The following is a 15542-nucleotide window of genomic DNA, read 5'->3' as shown; positions in this document are numbered from 1 at the left end:
CGAAGAGATTACGGCGCGGGATTCACCAGCATCTGGCCAATCGAACCGCGGTCGGCCAGCTCCAGCGTCTGGCTCAGATACTGGAACGGGAAGTGCGGCCACGACGGCTGGGCGTAGTAGACCAGCAGTTCGACCTGCCCGTCGACCCACACGGTGTCCTTCCAGCCACGGTCTTCCGGGAAAGGGGTCGAACCGTTGACGTTACGGATCTGGAACATCACCCCTTCAATATGGAACGACTGCGGGCGGTCGGCGCGCACTGTCCAGCGCTCCCAGGTCCCCTGCTGCGCCGTAATATCAATACGCTGCGGATCCCATAGCTGACCGTTAATCCCTGGATCGTCGCCGAGGGTGATATCCCGGCTGCGGATCGGCGTACCGGAGAGCAGCTCGGTCGGCAGCAGACGCACCGGCAGACTGTCGGTGACCAGCGGCAGCAGCCCGGTCGGGCGCAGGGTCAGCACCAGCGTGGAGACCAGAATGCTGGACGGTTCAAAAAAGCCGCGGATACGGTCGACAATGCTCGCCGCTTCGCCGCAGGTAATGGACACTTCATCGCCGTTGGTCATATCGACCAGGATTTCACGCCGTTCCCCCGGCGCCAGCGACAGCTGCTTGAGCGAAACCGGCGCCGGCAGGAACCCCTGGTCGCCGGAAATGACATGCAGCAGTCGGCCATCGCTCATCTGTAGCTGATAGCGCCGGGAGTTGGAGGCGTTCAGCAGGCGCAGTCGCACCCAGCCGCGCGACACTTCGACATAGGGGCTCTGCACGCCATTGACCAGCAGCGTGTCGCCGACGAAGCCGCCGCTGCCCGGTTCGCTATATTCCGGCGTGCCGAAGTTATCCAGCCGTTTATCCTGAATTATCACCGGGAAGTCATCGACGCCATAGTGGTTAGGGATCGGCAGGTTCTTGCTCACCTCATCCTCCACCAGCCACATGCCGGCCAGACCGTTATAGACCTGCTTCGCCATCCGGTTCGGCGTATTGGCCTGGTACCACAGCGTCGCCGCACTCTGGCGGATCGGCAGCACCGGCGCCCAGTCGGCGTTCGGCGACATCATGCGCGCCGCGCCGCCGATCAGCGGGCCCGGCACCTGCAGGCCGCGGATGGTCATCGCGACGTTCTCTGTCAGACGGTTGCTGTAGATAAGCTTGACGTCGTCTCCGCTCCAGACGCGGATCGTCGGCCCCATATAGCGGCCATTGATCCCCCAGACGGGGGCGCGGGTGCCTGGCGTAAACGACCAGTGCGAACGCTGCAGCGTCAGAAACAGCGGCTGACCGCGACGGGATTCCAGCAGCGGCGGAACCGGCAGCGCAGGCTGCTGGCCGGCGGCATGGGCCTTCAGCGGCGCGGCGCCAGCGCACAGCGCTACGCCGGAAGCCTTAATAAACTGACGCCGACTGAGTGACATATTAACTCCATGACATACTGACAAATGAAAAAGGGAATTCGTTTCCCGCCAGCAATACGCGCGCGGTGGCGGCGTTTCCTGTCTTATTGCTTGCCGGCCGCTTCGCGCTCGGCCACTTCGTTGTCCAGCTCAGCGATTTTGGCGGCCATCAGCTCGCGGCAATGCGTCGCCAGCGCGCGCACGTTGTCTTTACCGAACTGGCTGGTATCCACCGGCGGCAGCATTTCCACAATCACCAGACCGTTGTTCCAGCGATTGAGCTTTATTTTATTCGATGTATTCGAGACACACACCGGAATAATCGGCACTCCGGCGGCAATAGCCGCGTGGAAGGCGCCGGTTTTAAACGGCAGCAGACCGCGGCCGCGGCTGCGGGTCCCTTCCGGGAACATCCAGAACGAAATTTTACGCTTTTTAAAGGCGTTAACGACCTCGGCAATGGTGCCGTGCGCTTTGGTTCGATTATTACGGTCAATCAGCAGATTACCGGTCAGCCAGTACAGCTGGCCAAAGAACGGGATCCACAGCAGGCTCTTTTTCCCCACGGTAACCGTCGGGGCCTGCACGATGTTAGACGCCGTCACCATATCATAGTTGTTCTGGTGGTTAGCGATGTAGATCGCGTTGCCATAGCTTTCCGCGTCGGCAGGTTTGCGCAGCTCCACCTTCAGGCCAAACACCGGGGATAAGCGGCCAAACAGATGGCCGAAAGTGGCAACGTGTTTTGGATTACGCGGGCTGAACAAGCAGTACAGACAGCCAAGTATGCACACCACGATGCAATAAATGACCACGAAAATTACTCGAAAAATGAATAGCATAGCTACCTCTAAAACCCAAACCGCTTAGAATTATTCGCTGCTGGCAGAAGGCAGGCTCACGAGTTCTGCGCAGGCCGGGACCGTTCTTCCTGGGTCCCTGATGATGGACATTGTTAATCGCAACGCCTGAATAAACAACGATTTTGCGGCATTTTTTCGCCTCCTCCCGTCAAAGACGGGAGGAGAAGCGCTTACTCTTCGCTATCGCCTGCCGCGGCACGGCGCGGCGAGTCAATTTCAACACGGTCAATTTTCTGCAGCCCGCGCATCAGCGAACCGCGGCGGCCGCGCTCGCCGGTGACTTTTTGCAGCTCTTCCGGACGCAGTTTGATCTTCCGTTTGCCGACGTGAATGGTCAGCGTACTCTGCGGCGGCAGGACAAACAGATGTGCGAGGCCGTCCTGGCCGGCGGCGGCTTCCGCCGCGGGAATGTTGATGATTTTGTTGCCCTTGCCTTTCGACAGCTGCGGCAGATCGCTGACCGGGAACATCAGCATCCGCCCGGCGGCGGTGATGGCCAGCAGCATATCGGACTCGTCCTCAATGACCAGCGGCGGCATCACATGCGCGTTGTCAGGCAGGGTGATCAACGCTTTACCGGCGCGGTTGCGCGCCACCAGATCGTTAAAGGTGCAGACAAAACCGTAGCCGGCGTCGGAGGCCATCAGCAGTTTCTGATCGTCGCCTTCCATCAGCATATGTTCCACGGTCGCGCCCGGCGGCAGCGTGAGCTTACCGGTCAGCGGCTCACCCTGGCCACGCGCCGAGGGCAGAGTAATCGGATCGATGGCATAGCTGCGCCCGGTGGTATCGATAAACACCACCGGCTGGTTGCTCTTGCCCTTCGCCGAGGCTTTCCAGCTGTCGCCCGCCTTATAGCTTAAGCCCTGGGCGTCAATGTCGTGCCCTTTGGCGCTGCGCACCCAGCCCATCTGCGACAGAACGATAGTCACCGGCTCAGACGGCAGCATGTCATGCTCGCTCATCGCTTTCGCTTCTTCACGCTCGTGAAGCGGCGAGCGGCGATCGTCGCCGAAAGCATCGGCATCGGCCTGCAGCTCTTTCTTCAGCAGATTGTTCATCTTACGTTCAGAGGCCAGAATCGCCTGCAGCTGATCGCGCTCTTTTTCCAGCTCGTTCTGCTCGCCGCGGATCTTCATCTCTTCCAGTTTGGCGAGATGGCGCAGCTTCAGTTCCAGAATCGCTTCCGCCTGGGTTTCGCTGATGGCAAAGCGCGACATCAGAGCTGGCTTCGGCTCATCTTCCGTGCGGATGATCTCAATGACTTCATCGATATTAAGGAACGCCACCAGCAAACCTTCGAGGATATGCAGGCGCTTAAGGACCTTCTCTAACCGGTGGTTCAGACGGCGACGTACGGTATCACGACGGAACACCAGCCATTCGCTGAGGATCTCCAGCAGGTTTTTTACCGCCGGGCGGCCGTCGAGACCGATCATATTGAGGTTGATGCGGTAGCTCTTCTCCAGATCGGTGGTGGCGAACAGATGGTTCATCACCTGCTCCATATCCACCCGGTTGGAGCGCGGGACGATCACCAGACGGGTCGGATTTTCGTGGTCCGATTCGTCGCGCAGGTCATCCACCATCGGCAGCTTTTTATTGCGCATCTGCGCCGCAATTTGCTCCAGAACTTTGGCGCCGGAGACCTGGTGCGGCAGCGCGCTGATCACTACCGCGCCGTCCTCTTTGCTCCACACCGCGCGCATGCGCACAGAGCCGCGTCCGTTCTGGTAGATTTTGCGAATTTCCGCCCGCGAAGTGATGATCTCCGCCTCGGTCGGGAAATCCGGCCCCTGCACGATATCCAGCAGTTCGTCGAGGGTCGTTTTCGGCTGCTCAATCAGCGTAATCGCCGCTTTCGCTACTTCACGCAGGTTGTGCGGCGGAATATCGGTCGCCATGCCCACCGCGATGCCGGTGGTGCCGTTGAGCAGGATGTTTGGCAGGCGCGCCGGCAGCATTTTCGGCTCCTGCAGCGTGCCGTCAAAGTTTGGCACCCAGTCGACCGTCCCCTGCCCCAGCTCGCTGAGCAGCAGCTCGGCATACTTCGACAGGCGGGATTCGGTGTAACGCATGGCGGCGAAGGATTTCGGATCGTCCGGCGCCCCCCAGTTCCCCTGGCCATCCACCAGCGGATAGCGATAGGAGAAGGGCTGCGCCATCAGCACCATCGCTTCATAGCAGGCGCTGTCGCCGTGCGGGTGATATTTACCCAGCACGTCGCCGACGGTGCGGGCGGACTTTTTGAATTTGGCGCTGGCGTTCAGCCCCAGTTCGGACATCGCATAGACGATGCGACGCTGGACCGGTTTTAAGCCATCGCCAATAAACGGTAATGCCCTGTCCATGATCACGTACATGGAGTAGTTCAGGTAAGCATTTTCCGTAAATTCATGCAGCGCAAGGCGCTCTGCCATATCGCTCATTAATCGTGGATCCTCAATCTGGGTACCGACCGTTCGGACGGCAAAACTACCCGCGATAATACCCGATCTCACGCCCTGAGTCACAGGCCGTGAGATCGGTTGAGGATTCCGTCACCTTAATCAGGCCAGCGGCAGATAAATATCGGTTTGCAGCTCATGCTCAGCCACCTCATGGACAAAATTGAGGTAACGGAAGTACACCGGAAAATCCCGTAACGTCTCGCCTGAAGCGGGTAACCAGTCGCGATAGAGAAACCAAACGCTGTTCGCCAGCGTGTCCAGCGAGCCGTGATGGCGCACGACGGCGCAGCGTCCGCTGGGGATTTCGCCGTTAATCACGCCAAAGGCGTTTTCACCGACCGGCCGTGCGACCGTACCGCAGATGTCAAAACGAAATTCCCCCTGCGGGGTGGTCTGCGGATCGTCCCAGGCGATCCCCCAGGTATCGCAGGTGGCGATGGGCGATAATCCGCTCGTTTTACGCCAGGCGATAAAACGCGCGGCGGTGGCGTTGACAAGGTCCGGGCTGCCGCGATGTTGCAGTACGGCTATCCGGGTGGTGGGGAACGAAATAATGTTGACGTCCATCGACGTTTGCTCCTGTAGCGTATGTTTCGGTACGCGTCGATGCCACTCGGCCCAGTCCGGTTGCTGACGGAACTGGGTCGGGCTTTGGTCAAACGCGGTACGGAAGGCACGACTGAACGACTCCGCATTCTGAAATCCGGCATCAAGGGCAATATCGATGACTTTATCGCGGGGGTTGAACGCCAGGCGCCAACAGGCGCGTCGCAGACGCAACCACTGAATATACCGGTACAAGGGAATGCCGGTATAAGCGCTAAATTGCCGGTGAAAATGGTAAGGCGAACTGTGCGCTATCGCGCTCAGCATCTCCAGCGACAGCGGCTCATCAAGATGGTGCGCAATGTACCTACAGACGCGCTGGAAGCGCCCGACATACCCCGGGCTGGCCTTAATATCGTTCATCGTCTCCTCCTCGCGACATACTCTGACAGAGCGAGGATAGCGATGCCTGACCGATCTTGCGCTTATCCGACGGAGACTTATGGCGCGATTTTACGGATCTGTTTAACGTCGATTTCCACCGAGTTCCAGTCCTTATCGACTTCCCCCTGAATTTCTACCGTGTCCTGTGGGCCGACGGTGACGCCGTTCCAGCGTTTGTGGTCGATATCGACATTGATCACTCCGGTAGCATCCTGGAACTTATACAGATCGTCGGAAACGCGCTCGGTGATTTTGCCGCGCAGGGTCACCCAGGTATCGTCCCGCAGCGATTTGACATTGGTGACGGTGGTGATCGCGCCGCTCGGGCCGGTGAAGCCGCCGCCCTGGGTGGTAGTGGTAGTAGACGGTCCGGTGAATCCTCCCTGCCCGGCGGCCAGTACCGGCATGGAAACCAGGGCAATAATCGCGGTCATCGCAGCAATTTTTTTCATCTTATATTCTCCCTTTTGTGTTGGTATGGCTCCTATTACGCCCGACAAAACTTAACGACTTCTTAAGCGGAAAAAAGAAATTTTAATGCTGTACATCACCCGCTTCAACGCGGTTTACTGCGCAAAGAATCAGGATCGTCAGAGGGAAACATGCGCATATTATTGGTGGAAGATGACAAGTTAATCGGCGATGGCATTAAGGCCGGGCTAAGCAAAATGGGCTTCAGCATCGACTGGTTTACCGCCGGGCTGGAGGGCAAAAACGCCCTATACAGCGCCCCCTACGACGCGGCAATTCTTGATCTCACTCTTCCTGGCGTTGATGGCCTCGATATTCTGCGCGAGTGGCGCGACAAAGGCCGCCATGAACCGGTGCTGATCCTCACCGCCCGCGATGCGCTCAGCCAGCGGGTGGAGGGGCTGCGCCTGGGCGCCGATGATTATCTGTGCAAACCTTTCGCCCTGATTGAGGTAGCGGCCCGCCTCGAAGCATTGATCCGCCGTGCCCACGGCCAGAGCAGCAGCGAGTTGCGCCACGGCAAGGTACGCCTTGACCCGAACCGCTTAACCGCCAGCCTCGACGGCGAAAGCCTGACGCTGAAGCCGAAGGAGTTCGCCCTGCTGGAACTGCTGCTGCGTAACGCCGGGCGCGTGCTGCCGCGTAAGCTTATTGAAGAAAAGCTCTACAACTGGGACGACGAGGTCTCCAGCAACGCCGTGGAAGTTCACGTCCACCATCTGCGGCGCAAACTCGGCAGTGAATTTATCCGCACCGTCCACGGCATCGGCTATACCCTGGGTGACGCATGAAACGACTTGCCCGCCTGAGCCTGCGCCTGCGCCTGACGCTGCTGTTTGCCGTGCTGACCGCCGCCGCCTGGGGCGTGGCCAGCGTGATCGCCTGGCAGCAAACCAGTAAAAAGCTGGATAAGCTGTTTGATACCCAGCAGCTGCTGTTCGCCCGCCGCCTGAGCGCCATGCATTTCGATGAACTGCGCGCCCCGCCGGTATCGCTCGGGGAAAAGAAAAAGGTGCGCCACGGGCATATCGACGACGATGCGCTGGCGTTCGCCATCTTCACCCGCGACGGCAAAATGGTGCTTAACGACGGCGAGAACGGAGAGGATATACAGTGGCACTCGCAGCGTGAGGGCTTTAGCGATGGCTACCTGCGCGGCGATGATGACGAGTGGCGCTTCCTGTGGTTAACCACCGCCGATGGCCGCCACCGCATCGCCGTCGGCCAGGAGTGGGATTATCGCCGCGAAATGGCGATGGACATTGTCACCTCGCAGCTCACTCCGTGGATGGTCGCCCTGCCGCTGATGTTCGTGCTGCTCATCGTGCTGTTAAGCCGCGAACTGGCGCCGTTGAAACATCTGGCGCGCACGCTGCGTCTGCGCGCGCCGGACTCGGCGGAATCGCTCAGCGTGGAGAAGATCCCCCCTGAAGTCCGCCCACTGGTCGAAGCGCTGAATCAGCTGTTCCAGCGCACCCACGACGTCATGCTGCGCGAGCGTCGGTTTACCTCTGATGCCGCCCACGAGCTGCGCAGCCCGTTGGCGGCGCTGAAGGTGCAGACTGAAGTCGCCCAGCTCTCTCTGGACGATCCACAAGGGCGGGAGAAAGCCCTGGCTCAGCTCCATCAGGGGATCGATCGCGCCACCCGTCTGGTGGATCAGCTGCTGACGCTGTCGCGGCTGGACTCGCTCGCCCAGCTGGACGACCTGCAGCCGGTCGCCCTCGACGACCTGCTGCAGTCGGCGGTAATGGAGATGTACCACCCGGCGCAGCAGTCCGGGATTGAGCTGCGCCTGCATCTTAATGCCTCTGGCATCTCCCGCACCGGCCAGCCGCTGCTCCTCAGCCTGCTGGTGCGCAATCTGCTGGATAACGCGGTGCGCTACAGCCCGCGCGGCAGCCAGGTCGATATCACCCTCAACGCCCGCGAGTTTCGGGTCCGCGATAACGGCCCCGGCATCAGCCCGCAGGCGCTGGCGCGCATCGGCGAGCGTTTCTATCGCCCACCGGGTCAGGATGCTCCGGGCAGCGGCCTGGGCTTGTCTATCGTCCGGCGCATCGCCTCGCTGCATGGCATGCGCGTCGAGTTTGCCAACGCCCGCGACGGCGGCTTCGAAGCCCGCGTTGGCTGGTAGCGGGATTATTGCTCATTTAGCAAAAGACTTTGCACATTTTGCTCATTTTACTGCCCCGCTTCGCGGGGTAAGATCGTCGGCAAATTTTCAAGATTGAGGACAACTAATGAGCAACATCCTGATTATCAATGGCGCAAAAAAATTCGCCCACTCGAATGGCCAACTGAACGACACCCTGACCGAGGTCGCGGAGAGTTATCTGCGCGACGCCGGGCACGATGTTAAAAGCGTTCGCGCCGAAAGCGAGTACGACGTAAAAGCCGAAGTGCAGAATTTCCTCTGGGCCGATGTGGTGATCTGGCAGATGCCGGGCTGGTGGATGGGCGCCCCGTGGACGGTGAAAAAATATATGGATGACGTCTTTACCGAAGGCCACGGTTCGCTGTACGCCAGCGACGGCCGTACCCGCTCCGACGCCAGCAAAAAATATGGCTCCGGCGGCCTGGTGCAGGGGAAAAAATATATGCTCTCCCTGACCTGGAACGCGCCAATGGAGGCCTTCACCGACAAAGAGCAGTTCTTCCACGGCGTTGGCGTTGACGGCGTTTACCTGCCGTTCCATAAAGCCAACCAGTTCCTGGGTATGGAGGCGCTGCCAACCTTTATCGCCAACGACGTGATAAAAATGCCTGATGTCCCGCGGTATATCGCAGAATATCGCAAGCATCTGGCGGAAATTTTTGGTTAACTAGGGGTCTATGCTCTACATATTTCGAGTTATTGGAACCTGGAGTATGACAAGATCCACACAGAAGGAGTTGAGTTAACCATGTTAACAGTGATTGCAGAAATCCGTACCCGTCCGGGCCAGCACCACCGCCAGGCGGTTCTCGATCAGTTCGCGAAAATTATTCCGACCGTTTTGCAGGAAGCCGGCTGCCACGGCTATGCGCCTATGGTGGATCATGCCGCTGGCGTCAGCTTCCAGACCACCGCTCCTGACTCTATCGTCATGGTGGAGCAGTGGGAAAGCGTCGCGCATCTTGAAGCGCACCTGCAGACCCCGCACATGAAAGCCTGGTCGGAAGCGGTCAAAGGCGATGTGCTGGAGACCACCATCCGTATCCTGCAGGCCGGCGTCTAAGCCCGCCGACGCTGAAACGGAATAAGAAAAGGGAGCCTGAGGCTCCCTTTTACGTCTGGCGCAGCGTGCGGTCTTACACTTCCAGGTCCGCCATATCGCCCTTCTCCTGCAGCCAGTTGCGACGGTCTTCAGAACGTTTCTTGGCCAACAGCATATCCATCATCGCCGTGGTCTGCTGCTCATCCTCATCGCTGATCACCAGCTGCACCAGGCGGCGGGTATTCGGGTCGAGGGTGGTTTCCCGCAGCTGCATCGGGTTCATCTCGCCGAGACCTTTAAAGCGCTGGACGTTTGGCTTGCCTTTCTTGCGCTTCAGCTGCTCCAGCACGCCGGTTTTTTCTTCTTCCGTTAGCGCGTAGTAAACCTCTTTGCCGAGGTCGATACGGTACAGCGGCGGCAGCGCCACGTAGACGTGCCCCTCTTTCACCAGAGTACGGAAATGTCTCACGAACAGCGCGCACAGCAGCGTGGCAATGTGCAGGCCATCGGAGTCCGCATCCGCCAGAATACAAATTTTGCCATAGCGCAGCTGGCTTAAATCATCGCTATCCGGGTCAATACCAATCGCCACCGAAATGTCGTGCACTTCTTGCGAAGCTAACACTTCATCGGAAGAGACTTCCCAGGTATTAAGGATCTTGCCTTTCAGCGGCATGATCGCCTGATATTCACGATCGCGCGCCTGCTTGGCTGACCCGCCCGCCGAGTCCCCTTCGACGAGGAACAGTTCGGTACGGTTCAGATCCTGGGCGGTGCAGTCGGCCAGCTTACCCGGCAGCGCCGGACCGCTGGTCAGCTTTTTGCGCACCACTTTCTTGGCGGCGCGCAGACGACGCTGGGCGCTGGAGATGGCCATCTCCGCCAGCAGCTCCGCAGCCTGCACGTTCTGGTTCAACCACAGGCTGAAGGCGTCTTTCACCACGCCAGAGACGAACGCCGCGCACTGGCGCGACGACAGGCGCTCTTTGGTTTGCCCGGCGAACTGCGGATCCTGCATCTTCACCGACAGCACGTAGGCGCAGCGATCCCAGATATCTTCCGCCGACAGTTTCACCCCGCGCGGCAGAATATTACGGTACTCGCAGAACTCACGCATCGCGTCCAGCAGCCCCTGGCGCAGGCCGTTGACGTGCGTCCCGCCCTGCATGGTCGGGATCAGGTTGACATAACTCTCGGTCAGCAGCTCGCCGCCTTCCGGCAGCCACAGCAGCGCCCAGTCCACCGCCTCCGTCTCACCGGAGAAGGTGCCGACGAAGGGTTTTTCCGGCAGCAGCGGCAGGCCGTTCACCGCTTCGCTAAGGTAGTCGTTAAGGCCATCGGCATAGCACCAGCTCTGCTCGCTGTTGTTGACCTGATCGCGAAAAACAATTTCCACGCCCGGGCACAGCACCGCTTTCGCTTTTAACAAGTGGGTCAAACGCGAAACGGAGAAGCGCGGGCTATCGAAGAAGCTTTCGTCAGGCCAGAAATGGACGCTGGTCCCGGTGTTGCGTTTACCGCAGGTGCCGGTGACGTGCAGGTCTTCTACTTTCTCACCATTCTCAAAGGCGATGCTGTAGACCTGACCGTCGCGACGCACGTTGACCTCCACGCGTTTAGACAGGGCGTTGACCACCGAAATCCCCACCCCGTGCAGGCCGCCGGAAAACTGGTAGTTTTTGTTGGAAAACTTACCGCCCGCGTGCAGTCGGCAGAGGATCAGCTCAACCGCCGGCACCCCCTCTTCCGGGTGAATGTCGACCGGCATCCCGCGCCCGTCGTCAATCACCTCGAGGGACTGGTCGGCGTGAAGGATCACTTCCACGCGTTTGGCGTGGCCTGCCAGCGCTTCGTCCACACTGTTATCAATCACTTCCTGACCAAGATGGTTAGGACGGGTGGTGTCGGTATACATGCCCGGACGGCGGCGCACCGGCTCTAGCCCGGTGAGTACCTCAATGGCATCAGCGTTATATGAAGATTGCGTCATGGTGTGTATTCGTAGGTCGTTCAGGGCCGTTTAGCGCAGGCCGAGAAATTCGATAATCTGAGTGAAATGATCGTCAAAGCCGACAAATGCGTGATTACCGCCCTCCTCCACCGTCTGCCGGCAGGAGGCGTAGTAATGAACGGCCTGGCGGTAATCAAGCACTTCATCCCCGGTCTGCTGCAGCAGCCAGAGTAAATCCGGCGCTTCGAGCGGGTCGATTTGCATGACTTTGAGATCGTAAATATGGCGAGACTCTAGCACATATTGTTGCCCGGTGTACGGATTCTCATTGTGGCCGAGAAAATTGTTCAGCAGCTCAAACGGCCGCACCGCCGGGTTAACCACGACCGCTGGCAGCATAAAGCATTGCGACAGCCAGGTGGCGTAGTAGCCGCCCAGCGACGACCCTACGACCCCCAGCGGCTCGCCGCCGTGCTCCAGCACGATGGACTCCAGCAGCTCCGCCGTTTCCGCCGGGTAAGGCGGCAGCTCAGGCACCACCATGGCGATCTCAGGATAGTGCTGCGCCAGCCAGGTCTTTAACGCCGTCGCCTTCGCCGAGCGCGGGGAACTGTTAAAGCCGTGCAGATAAAGAAGCGTCGCCATCAGTAGCCTTCTGAAGCAATATCCGGATGAAACGCCGCGCCTTCCAGGCGGCACACTTCGGTGGTCAGCGTTCCGTCAGGGTGAAGCTCCAGCCAGCGCCAGCCCGGCGACACCGTATCGAGGGTGAAATTGGCGCAGTGCGGCTTGAACTGAACGCAGGTCGACGGCGTCGCCATCATACGTCGGCCATTCCAGTCGAGATCCAGTTCCTGATGAATATGGCCGCACAGCAGATGCTTCACCCGCGGCCAGGCGCTCAGCGCGCTGTCCAGCGCGCCAGCGTTGCGCAGACTGTGTTGATCCAGCCAGCTGCAGCCGGCCGGCAGCGGATGATGATGCAGCAGAAGTAAGGTATAACGCTCCGGCGCCTCCGCCAGCTTATGTTCGAGCCATTCCAGCTGGAAGTCGCTCAGCTCACCATGGGGAACGCCAAACACCTGGCTATCCAGCAGCAGGATCTGCCAGTGGTCGCCGAGAAACACGCGCTTGGCGGGGGAAATGCCCGACTCCTGCAGGGTGCTGTACATCGCCGGCTGGAAATCATGGTTGCCCGGTAGCCAGACGCAGGGTGCAGCAAAACTCGCGATGCCCTCAGCAAAATGCTGGTAGGCCGCGGAGGAGTGATCCTGCGCCAGATCGCCTGTTGCGACAATCAAATCGCATGGACGCTGTGAGGCATGAATGGCCGACAGTACGGCCTGATAGCTTTCCCAGGTATTGATGCCTAACAACGTTTCATGTTTTTCAGCAAACAGGTGAGTATCAGTAATTTGTAAGATCCTGACTCTGGCCTCACCAGCCAGAGGTAGGTTTAACAGGCTTTCCAAATGGTGTCCTTAGGTTTAACGACGCTAACAAACCGGAATCGCCATCGCTCCATGTGCTAAACAGTAACGCAGCCAGTCGGCCAGAAACTGGTTAATTTGATGCTTTTCGTCGCGTTGATGCAACTTTTTATTAGGATAATCATATCGCGCTTTGAAGCGAAAGATCTGCTGACTCGAACACACTTCGGCCACCATGGCGTCATGGTAGAGGCGAACGGTCATGGATGGCAGACTCCAGTAGCTCACCGCTGGCAGAGTCTGCTCTATCGCCACCAGAGTAGTGTAGCGGGTTGATTCCGTTATCGTTAACCGATATTGCGCGCTTCCCACCTGATAGCTCACCTTCTCACCCGCTGCATCCGTTCGCGGCAACAGGCGGCGCAACTGGGCGAAATTGGTCTCGCACAGGCGCATCATCTCAGGGAAGTCAGGTGTATAACGCTTCATTTTGTCCACTCGTTTCGTAAATTGTGATAATGCAATTGCAGCCATTGCAAGGCGATGACAGAGGCTGCGTTGTCGATTTTCCCCTCTTCTACCCACTGGTAAGCCTGCTCCCGGCTTACCACATGCACCCGAATATCCTCATTTTCCTCGGCCAGGCCGTGAATGCCTTTTGCCGTCGATGCATCAACTTCGCCCACCAGGATCGATAACCGTTCACTGGTGCCGCCAGGACTGGCCAGATAGCTTAATATTGGTTTCGTCCGCCCAACTTCAAGCCCGGCCTCTTCCAGCGCTTCCCGACGGGCGACATCTTCCACCGTCTCACCCGCCTCGATCATGCCGGCGACCATTTCCAGCAGCCAAGGGCTCTCGCTGGTATCATAGGCGGCGATACGGATTTGTTCGACCAGCACCACTTCGTCCCGCACCGGGTCAAAGGGTAGCAAGACGGCGGCATGCCCGCGCTCAAAAATTTCACGGGTGACTTCGCCGCTCATGCCGCCGTTAAACAGGCGGTGGCGAAAACGGTATAAATCGAGTGAAAAAAAACCACGATACAGCGTTTCGCGTGCAATAATTTCTACATCATTTTTGGAGAAGGTAATTCCCTGGTGGATGGGTTTGCTCATTGTTATGTCCTGCTAATCCGAAATGAGGGATTTCCAGACCGTTTGGCTACCGTTTTACGGTCCGTATGTTAGATTGGTGCAAATTACCGCCGGATGGCACGTAACGCCAACTTTTTACGGCGGCAGAATCGATACAATCAGCGGAATTTTTCTTAGAATTAGACCAGCGCTAAATGCTTCACAACAAGGAATGCAAATGAAGAAATTGCTCCCCATTCTTATCGGCCTGAGCCTGACCGGGTTCAGCGCCATGAGCCAGGCGGAAAACCTGCTTCAGGTTTACCAGCAGGCGCGCATCAGCAACCCCGATCTGCGTAAATCGGCAGCCGATCGTGACGCCGCATTCGAAAAGATCAACGAAGCGCGCAGTCCATTACTGCCTCAGCTCGGGCTGGGAGCGGATTATACCTATACCAGCGGCTTCCGTGATTATAAAGACCAGAATTCTAACGTCACCAGCGGCTCGCTGCAGTTAACGCAGGTTCTGTTTGATATGTCGAAATGGCGCGCCCTGACGCTGCAGGAAAAAGCGGCAGGCATTCAGGATGTCACGTATCAGACCGATCAGCAAACGCTGATTCTGAATACCGCGACGGCCTATTTCAAAGTGCTGGCCGCCATCGATACGCTCTCTTATACCGAAGCGCAGAAACAGGCTATTTACCGTCAGTTGGATCAAACCACCCAGCGCTTTAACGTCGGTCTGGTGGCGATCACCGACGTGCAGAACGCCCGCTCACAATACGACGCCGTGCTGGCGAACGAAGTGACCGCGCGTAACGATCTCGACAACGCCGTGGAAGAGCTGCGCCAGGTTACCGGCAACTACTACCCGGAGCTGGCCTCCCTGAACGTAGACGGCTTCAAAACCAGCAAACCGCAGGCGGTGAACGCCCTGCTGAAGGAAGCGGAGAACCGCAACCTGTCGCTGCTGCAGGCGCGTCTGAATCAGGACCTGGCCCGCGAGCAGATTCGCCAGGCGCAGGACGGCCATTTGCCGACCCTGGATTTAAACGCCTCTTCTGGCGTTTCCAACAACCGCTACAGCGGCTCAAAAAGCATCTCGCAAGATGCTGATATCGGTCAGAATAAAATCGGCCTGAGCTTCTCCCTGCCGCTGTACCAGGGCGGGATGGTTAACTCGCAGGTCAAACAGGCGCAGTACAATTTCGTCGGCGCCAGCGAGCAGCTGGAAAGCGCTCACCGCAGCGTGGTCCAGACCGTGCGTTCTTCGTTTAACAACGTGAATGCCTCTATCAGCAGCATCAACGCCTACAAACAGGCGGTGGTCTCTGCGCAAAGCTCCCTGGATGCGATGGAAGCTGGCTACTCGGTGGGTACCCGTACTATCGTTGACGTCCTCGACGCCACCACCACGCTGTACAACGCCAAACAGCAGCTCTCTAATGCGCGCTACAACTACCTGATCAACGAGCTGAACATAAAGTCGGCGTTAGGTACGCTGAACGAGCAGGATCTGATCGCCCTGAACAATACCTTGGGCAAACCGATCTCGACCTCTGCCGACAGCGTCGCGCCGGAAAATCCGCAGCAGGATGCTACTGCCGATGGTTACGGCAACACGACTGCGGCTATGAAGCCGGCGTCCGCACGGACGACGACCCATAGCAGCGGCAGCAATCCGTTCCGTCAGTAATTTTCATACTGT

The 15542-nt window shown here is 58.5% G+C and carries 15 protein-coding genes; 5 read left to right on the top strand and 10 right to left on the bottom strand.

Annotated features, from left to right (window positions below):
• Positions 1 to 8: 8 nt before the first annotated feature.
• The 5 genes from ftsP to ACLEXF_RS15680 form a co-directional block, all read right to left on the bottom strand.
• A complete protein-coding gene (ftsP, locus tag ACLEXF_RS15700; protein WP_004205222.1) occupies positions 9 to 1421 on the bottom strand; it encodes a cell division protein FtsP in 1413 nt (470 codons plus the stop codon).
• A gap of 83 nt (positions 1422 to 1504) precedes the next feature.
• The gene (gene plsC, locus ACLEXF_RS15695; RefSeq protein WP_004205223.1) at positions 1505 to 2242 is read right to left on the bottom strand and encodes a 1-acylglycerol-3-phosphate O-acyltransferase; all 738 of its coding nucleotides are present in this window, start codon (positions 2240 to 2242) and stop codon (positions 1505 to 1507) included.
• Positions 2243 to 2433: 191 nt separating this feature from the next.
• A complete protein-coding gene (parC, locus tag ACLEXF_RS15690; protein ID WP_004205224.1) occupies positions 2434 to 4692 on the bottom strand; it encodes a DNA topoisomerase IV subunit A in 2259 nt (752 codons plus the stop codon).
• A gap of 120 nt (positions 4693 to 4812) precedes the next feature.
• Positions 4813 to 5682, bottom strand: coding sequence for an AraC family transcriptional regulator (locus tag ACLEXF_RS15685; RefSeq protein WP_004205225.1), 870 nt, complete (start codon positions 5680 to 5682; stop codon positions 4813 to 4815).
• 77 nt (positions 5683 to 5759) lie between these two features.
• A complete protein-coding gene (locus tag ACLEXF_RS15680; RefSeq protein ID WP_230127726.1) occupies positions 5760 to 6155 on the bottom strand; it encodes a YgiW/YdeI family stress tolerance OB fold protein in 396 nt (131 codons plus the stop codon).
• A gap of 150 nt (positions 6156 to 6305) precedes the next feature.
• Here ACLEXF_RS15680 and qseB point away from each other — a divergent pair, with 150 nt between their 5' ends.
• From qseB to ACLEXF_RS15660, 4 genes are all read left to right on the top strand, one after another.
• Positions 6306 to 6965 carry a quorum sensing response regulator transcription factor QseB gene (gene qseB / locus ACLEXF_RS15675; RefSeq protein WP_023319162.1) on the top strand — a complete coding sequence of 220 codons (660 nt, stop codon included), beginning with the start codon at positions 6306 to 6308 and terminating at the stop codon, positions 6963 to 6965.
• The gene (gene qseC, locus ACLEXF_RS15670; RefSeq protein WP_032456627.1) at positions 6962 to 8311 is read left to right on the top strand and encodes a quorum sensing histidine kinase QseC; all 1350 of its coding nucleotides are present in this window, start codon (positions 6962 to 6964) and stop codon (positions 8309 to 8311) included. The genes qseB and qseC overlap by 4 nt, the downstream gene beginning before the upstream one ends.
• 106 nt (positions 8312 to 8417) lie before the next feature.
• Positions 8418 to 8999 (top strand): NAD(P)H-dependent oxidoreductase, encoded by a 582-nt coding sequence (locus ACLEXF_RS15665; RefSeq protein WP_023319164.1) that lies wholly within the window; start codon positions 8418 to 8420, stop codon positions 8997 to 8999.
• An 81-nt stretch (positions 9000 to 9080) separates the two neighbouring features.
• Positions 9081 to 9395, top strand: a complete 315-nt coding sequence (locus tag ACLEXF_RS15660) for a putative quinol monooxygenase (protein ID WP_004205233.1) — start codon at positions 9081 to 9083, stop codon at positions 9393 to 9395.
• A 73-nt stretch (positions 9396 to 9468) separates the two neighbouring features.
• Here the strand turns inward: ACLEXF_RS15660 and parE are convergent, their stop codons facing one another.
• From parE to nudF, 5 genes are read right to left on the bottom strand one after another with little or no spacing between them, the layout of a single operon-like run.
• Positions 9469 to 11364 carry a DNA topoisomerase IV subunit B gene (gene parE / locus ACLEXF_RS15655; RefSeq protein WP_004205235.1) on the bottom strand — a complete coding sequence of 632 codons (1896 nt, stop codon included), beginning with the start codon at positions 11362 to 11364 and terminating at the stop codon, positions 9469 to 9471.
• Between the two features lie 30 nt (positions 11365 to 11394).
• Positions 11395 to 11970: an esterase YqiA gene (yqiA, locus tag ACLEXF_RS15650; protein WP_004205236.1), complete on the bottom strand. Its 576-nt coding sequence runs from the start codon at positions 11968 to 11970 to the stop codon at positions 11395 to 11397.
• Positions 11970 to 12797, bottom strand: coding sequence for a 3',5'-cyclic-AMP phosphodiesterase (gene cpdA, locus ACLEXF_RS15645; RefSeq protein ID WP_004205237.1), 828 nt, complete (start codon positions 12795 to 12797; stop codon positions 11970 to 11972). The genes yqiA and cpdA overlap by 1 nt, the downstream gene beginning before the upstream one ends.
• A gap of 24 nt (positions 12798 to 12821) precedes the next feature.
• On the bottom strand, positions 12822 to 13244 hold the full coding sequence (locus tag ACLEXF_RS15640) for a DUF1249 family protein (protein ID WP_004205239.1): 423 nt from the start codon (positions 13242 to 13244) through the stop codon (positions 12822 to 12824).
• Positions 13241 to 13873, bottom strand: coding sequence for an ADP-ribose diphosphatase (nudF, locus tag ACLEXF_RS15635; RefSeq protein ID WP_004205241.1), 633 nt, complete (start codon positions 13871 to 13873; stop codon positions 13241 to 13243). Before nudF ends, ACLEXF_RS15640 begins: the two co-directional genes overlap by 4 nt.
• A 196-nt stretch (positions 13874 to 14069) precedes the next feature.
• Between nudF and tolC the strand changes: the two genes are divergently transcribed.
• Positions 14070 to 15530, top strand: a complete 1461-nt coding sequence (tolC, locus tag ACLEXF_RS15630; RefSeq protein ID WP_004205242.1) for an outer membrane channel protein TolC — start codon at positions 14070 to 14072, stop codon at positions 15528 to 15530.
• The last annotated feature ends 12 nt before the right edge of the window (positions 15531 to 15542 follow it).

Origin of the sequence: Klebsiella pneumoniae complex sp. WS1778, from assembly GCF_049472055.1 — a bacterium.
Classification (GTDB): domain Bacteria; phylum Pseudomonadota; class Gammaproteobacteria; order Enterobacterales; family Enterobacteriaceae; genus Klebsiella; species Klebsiella quasipneumoniae.
Note: the sequence above shows the minus strand (reverse complement) of the source record. Positions and strands in the feature narration are given on the sequence as shown.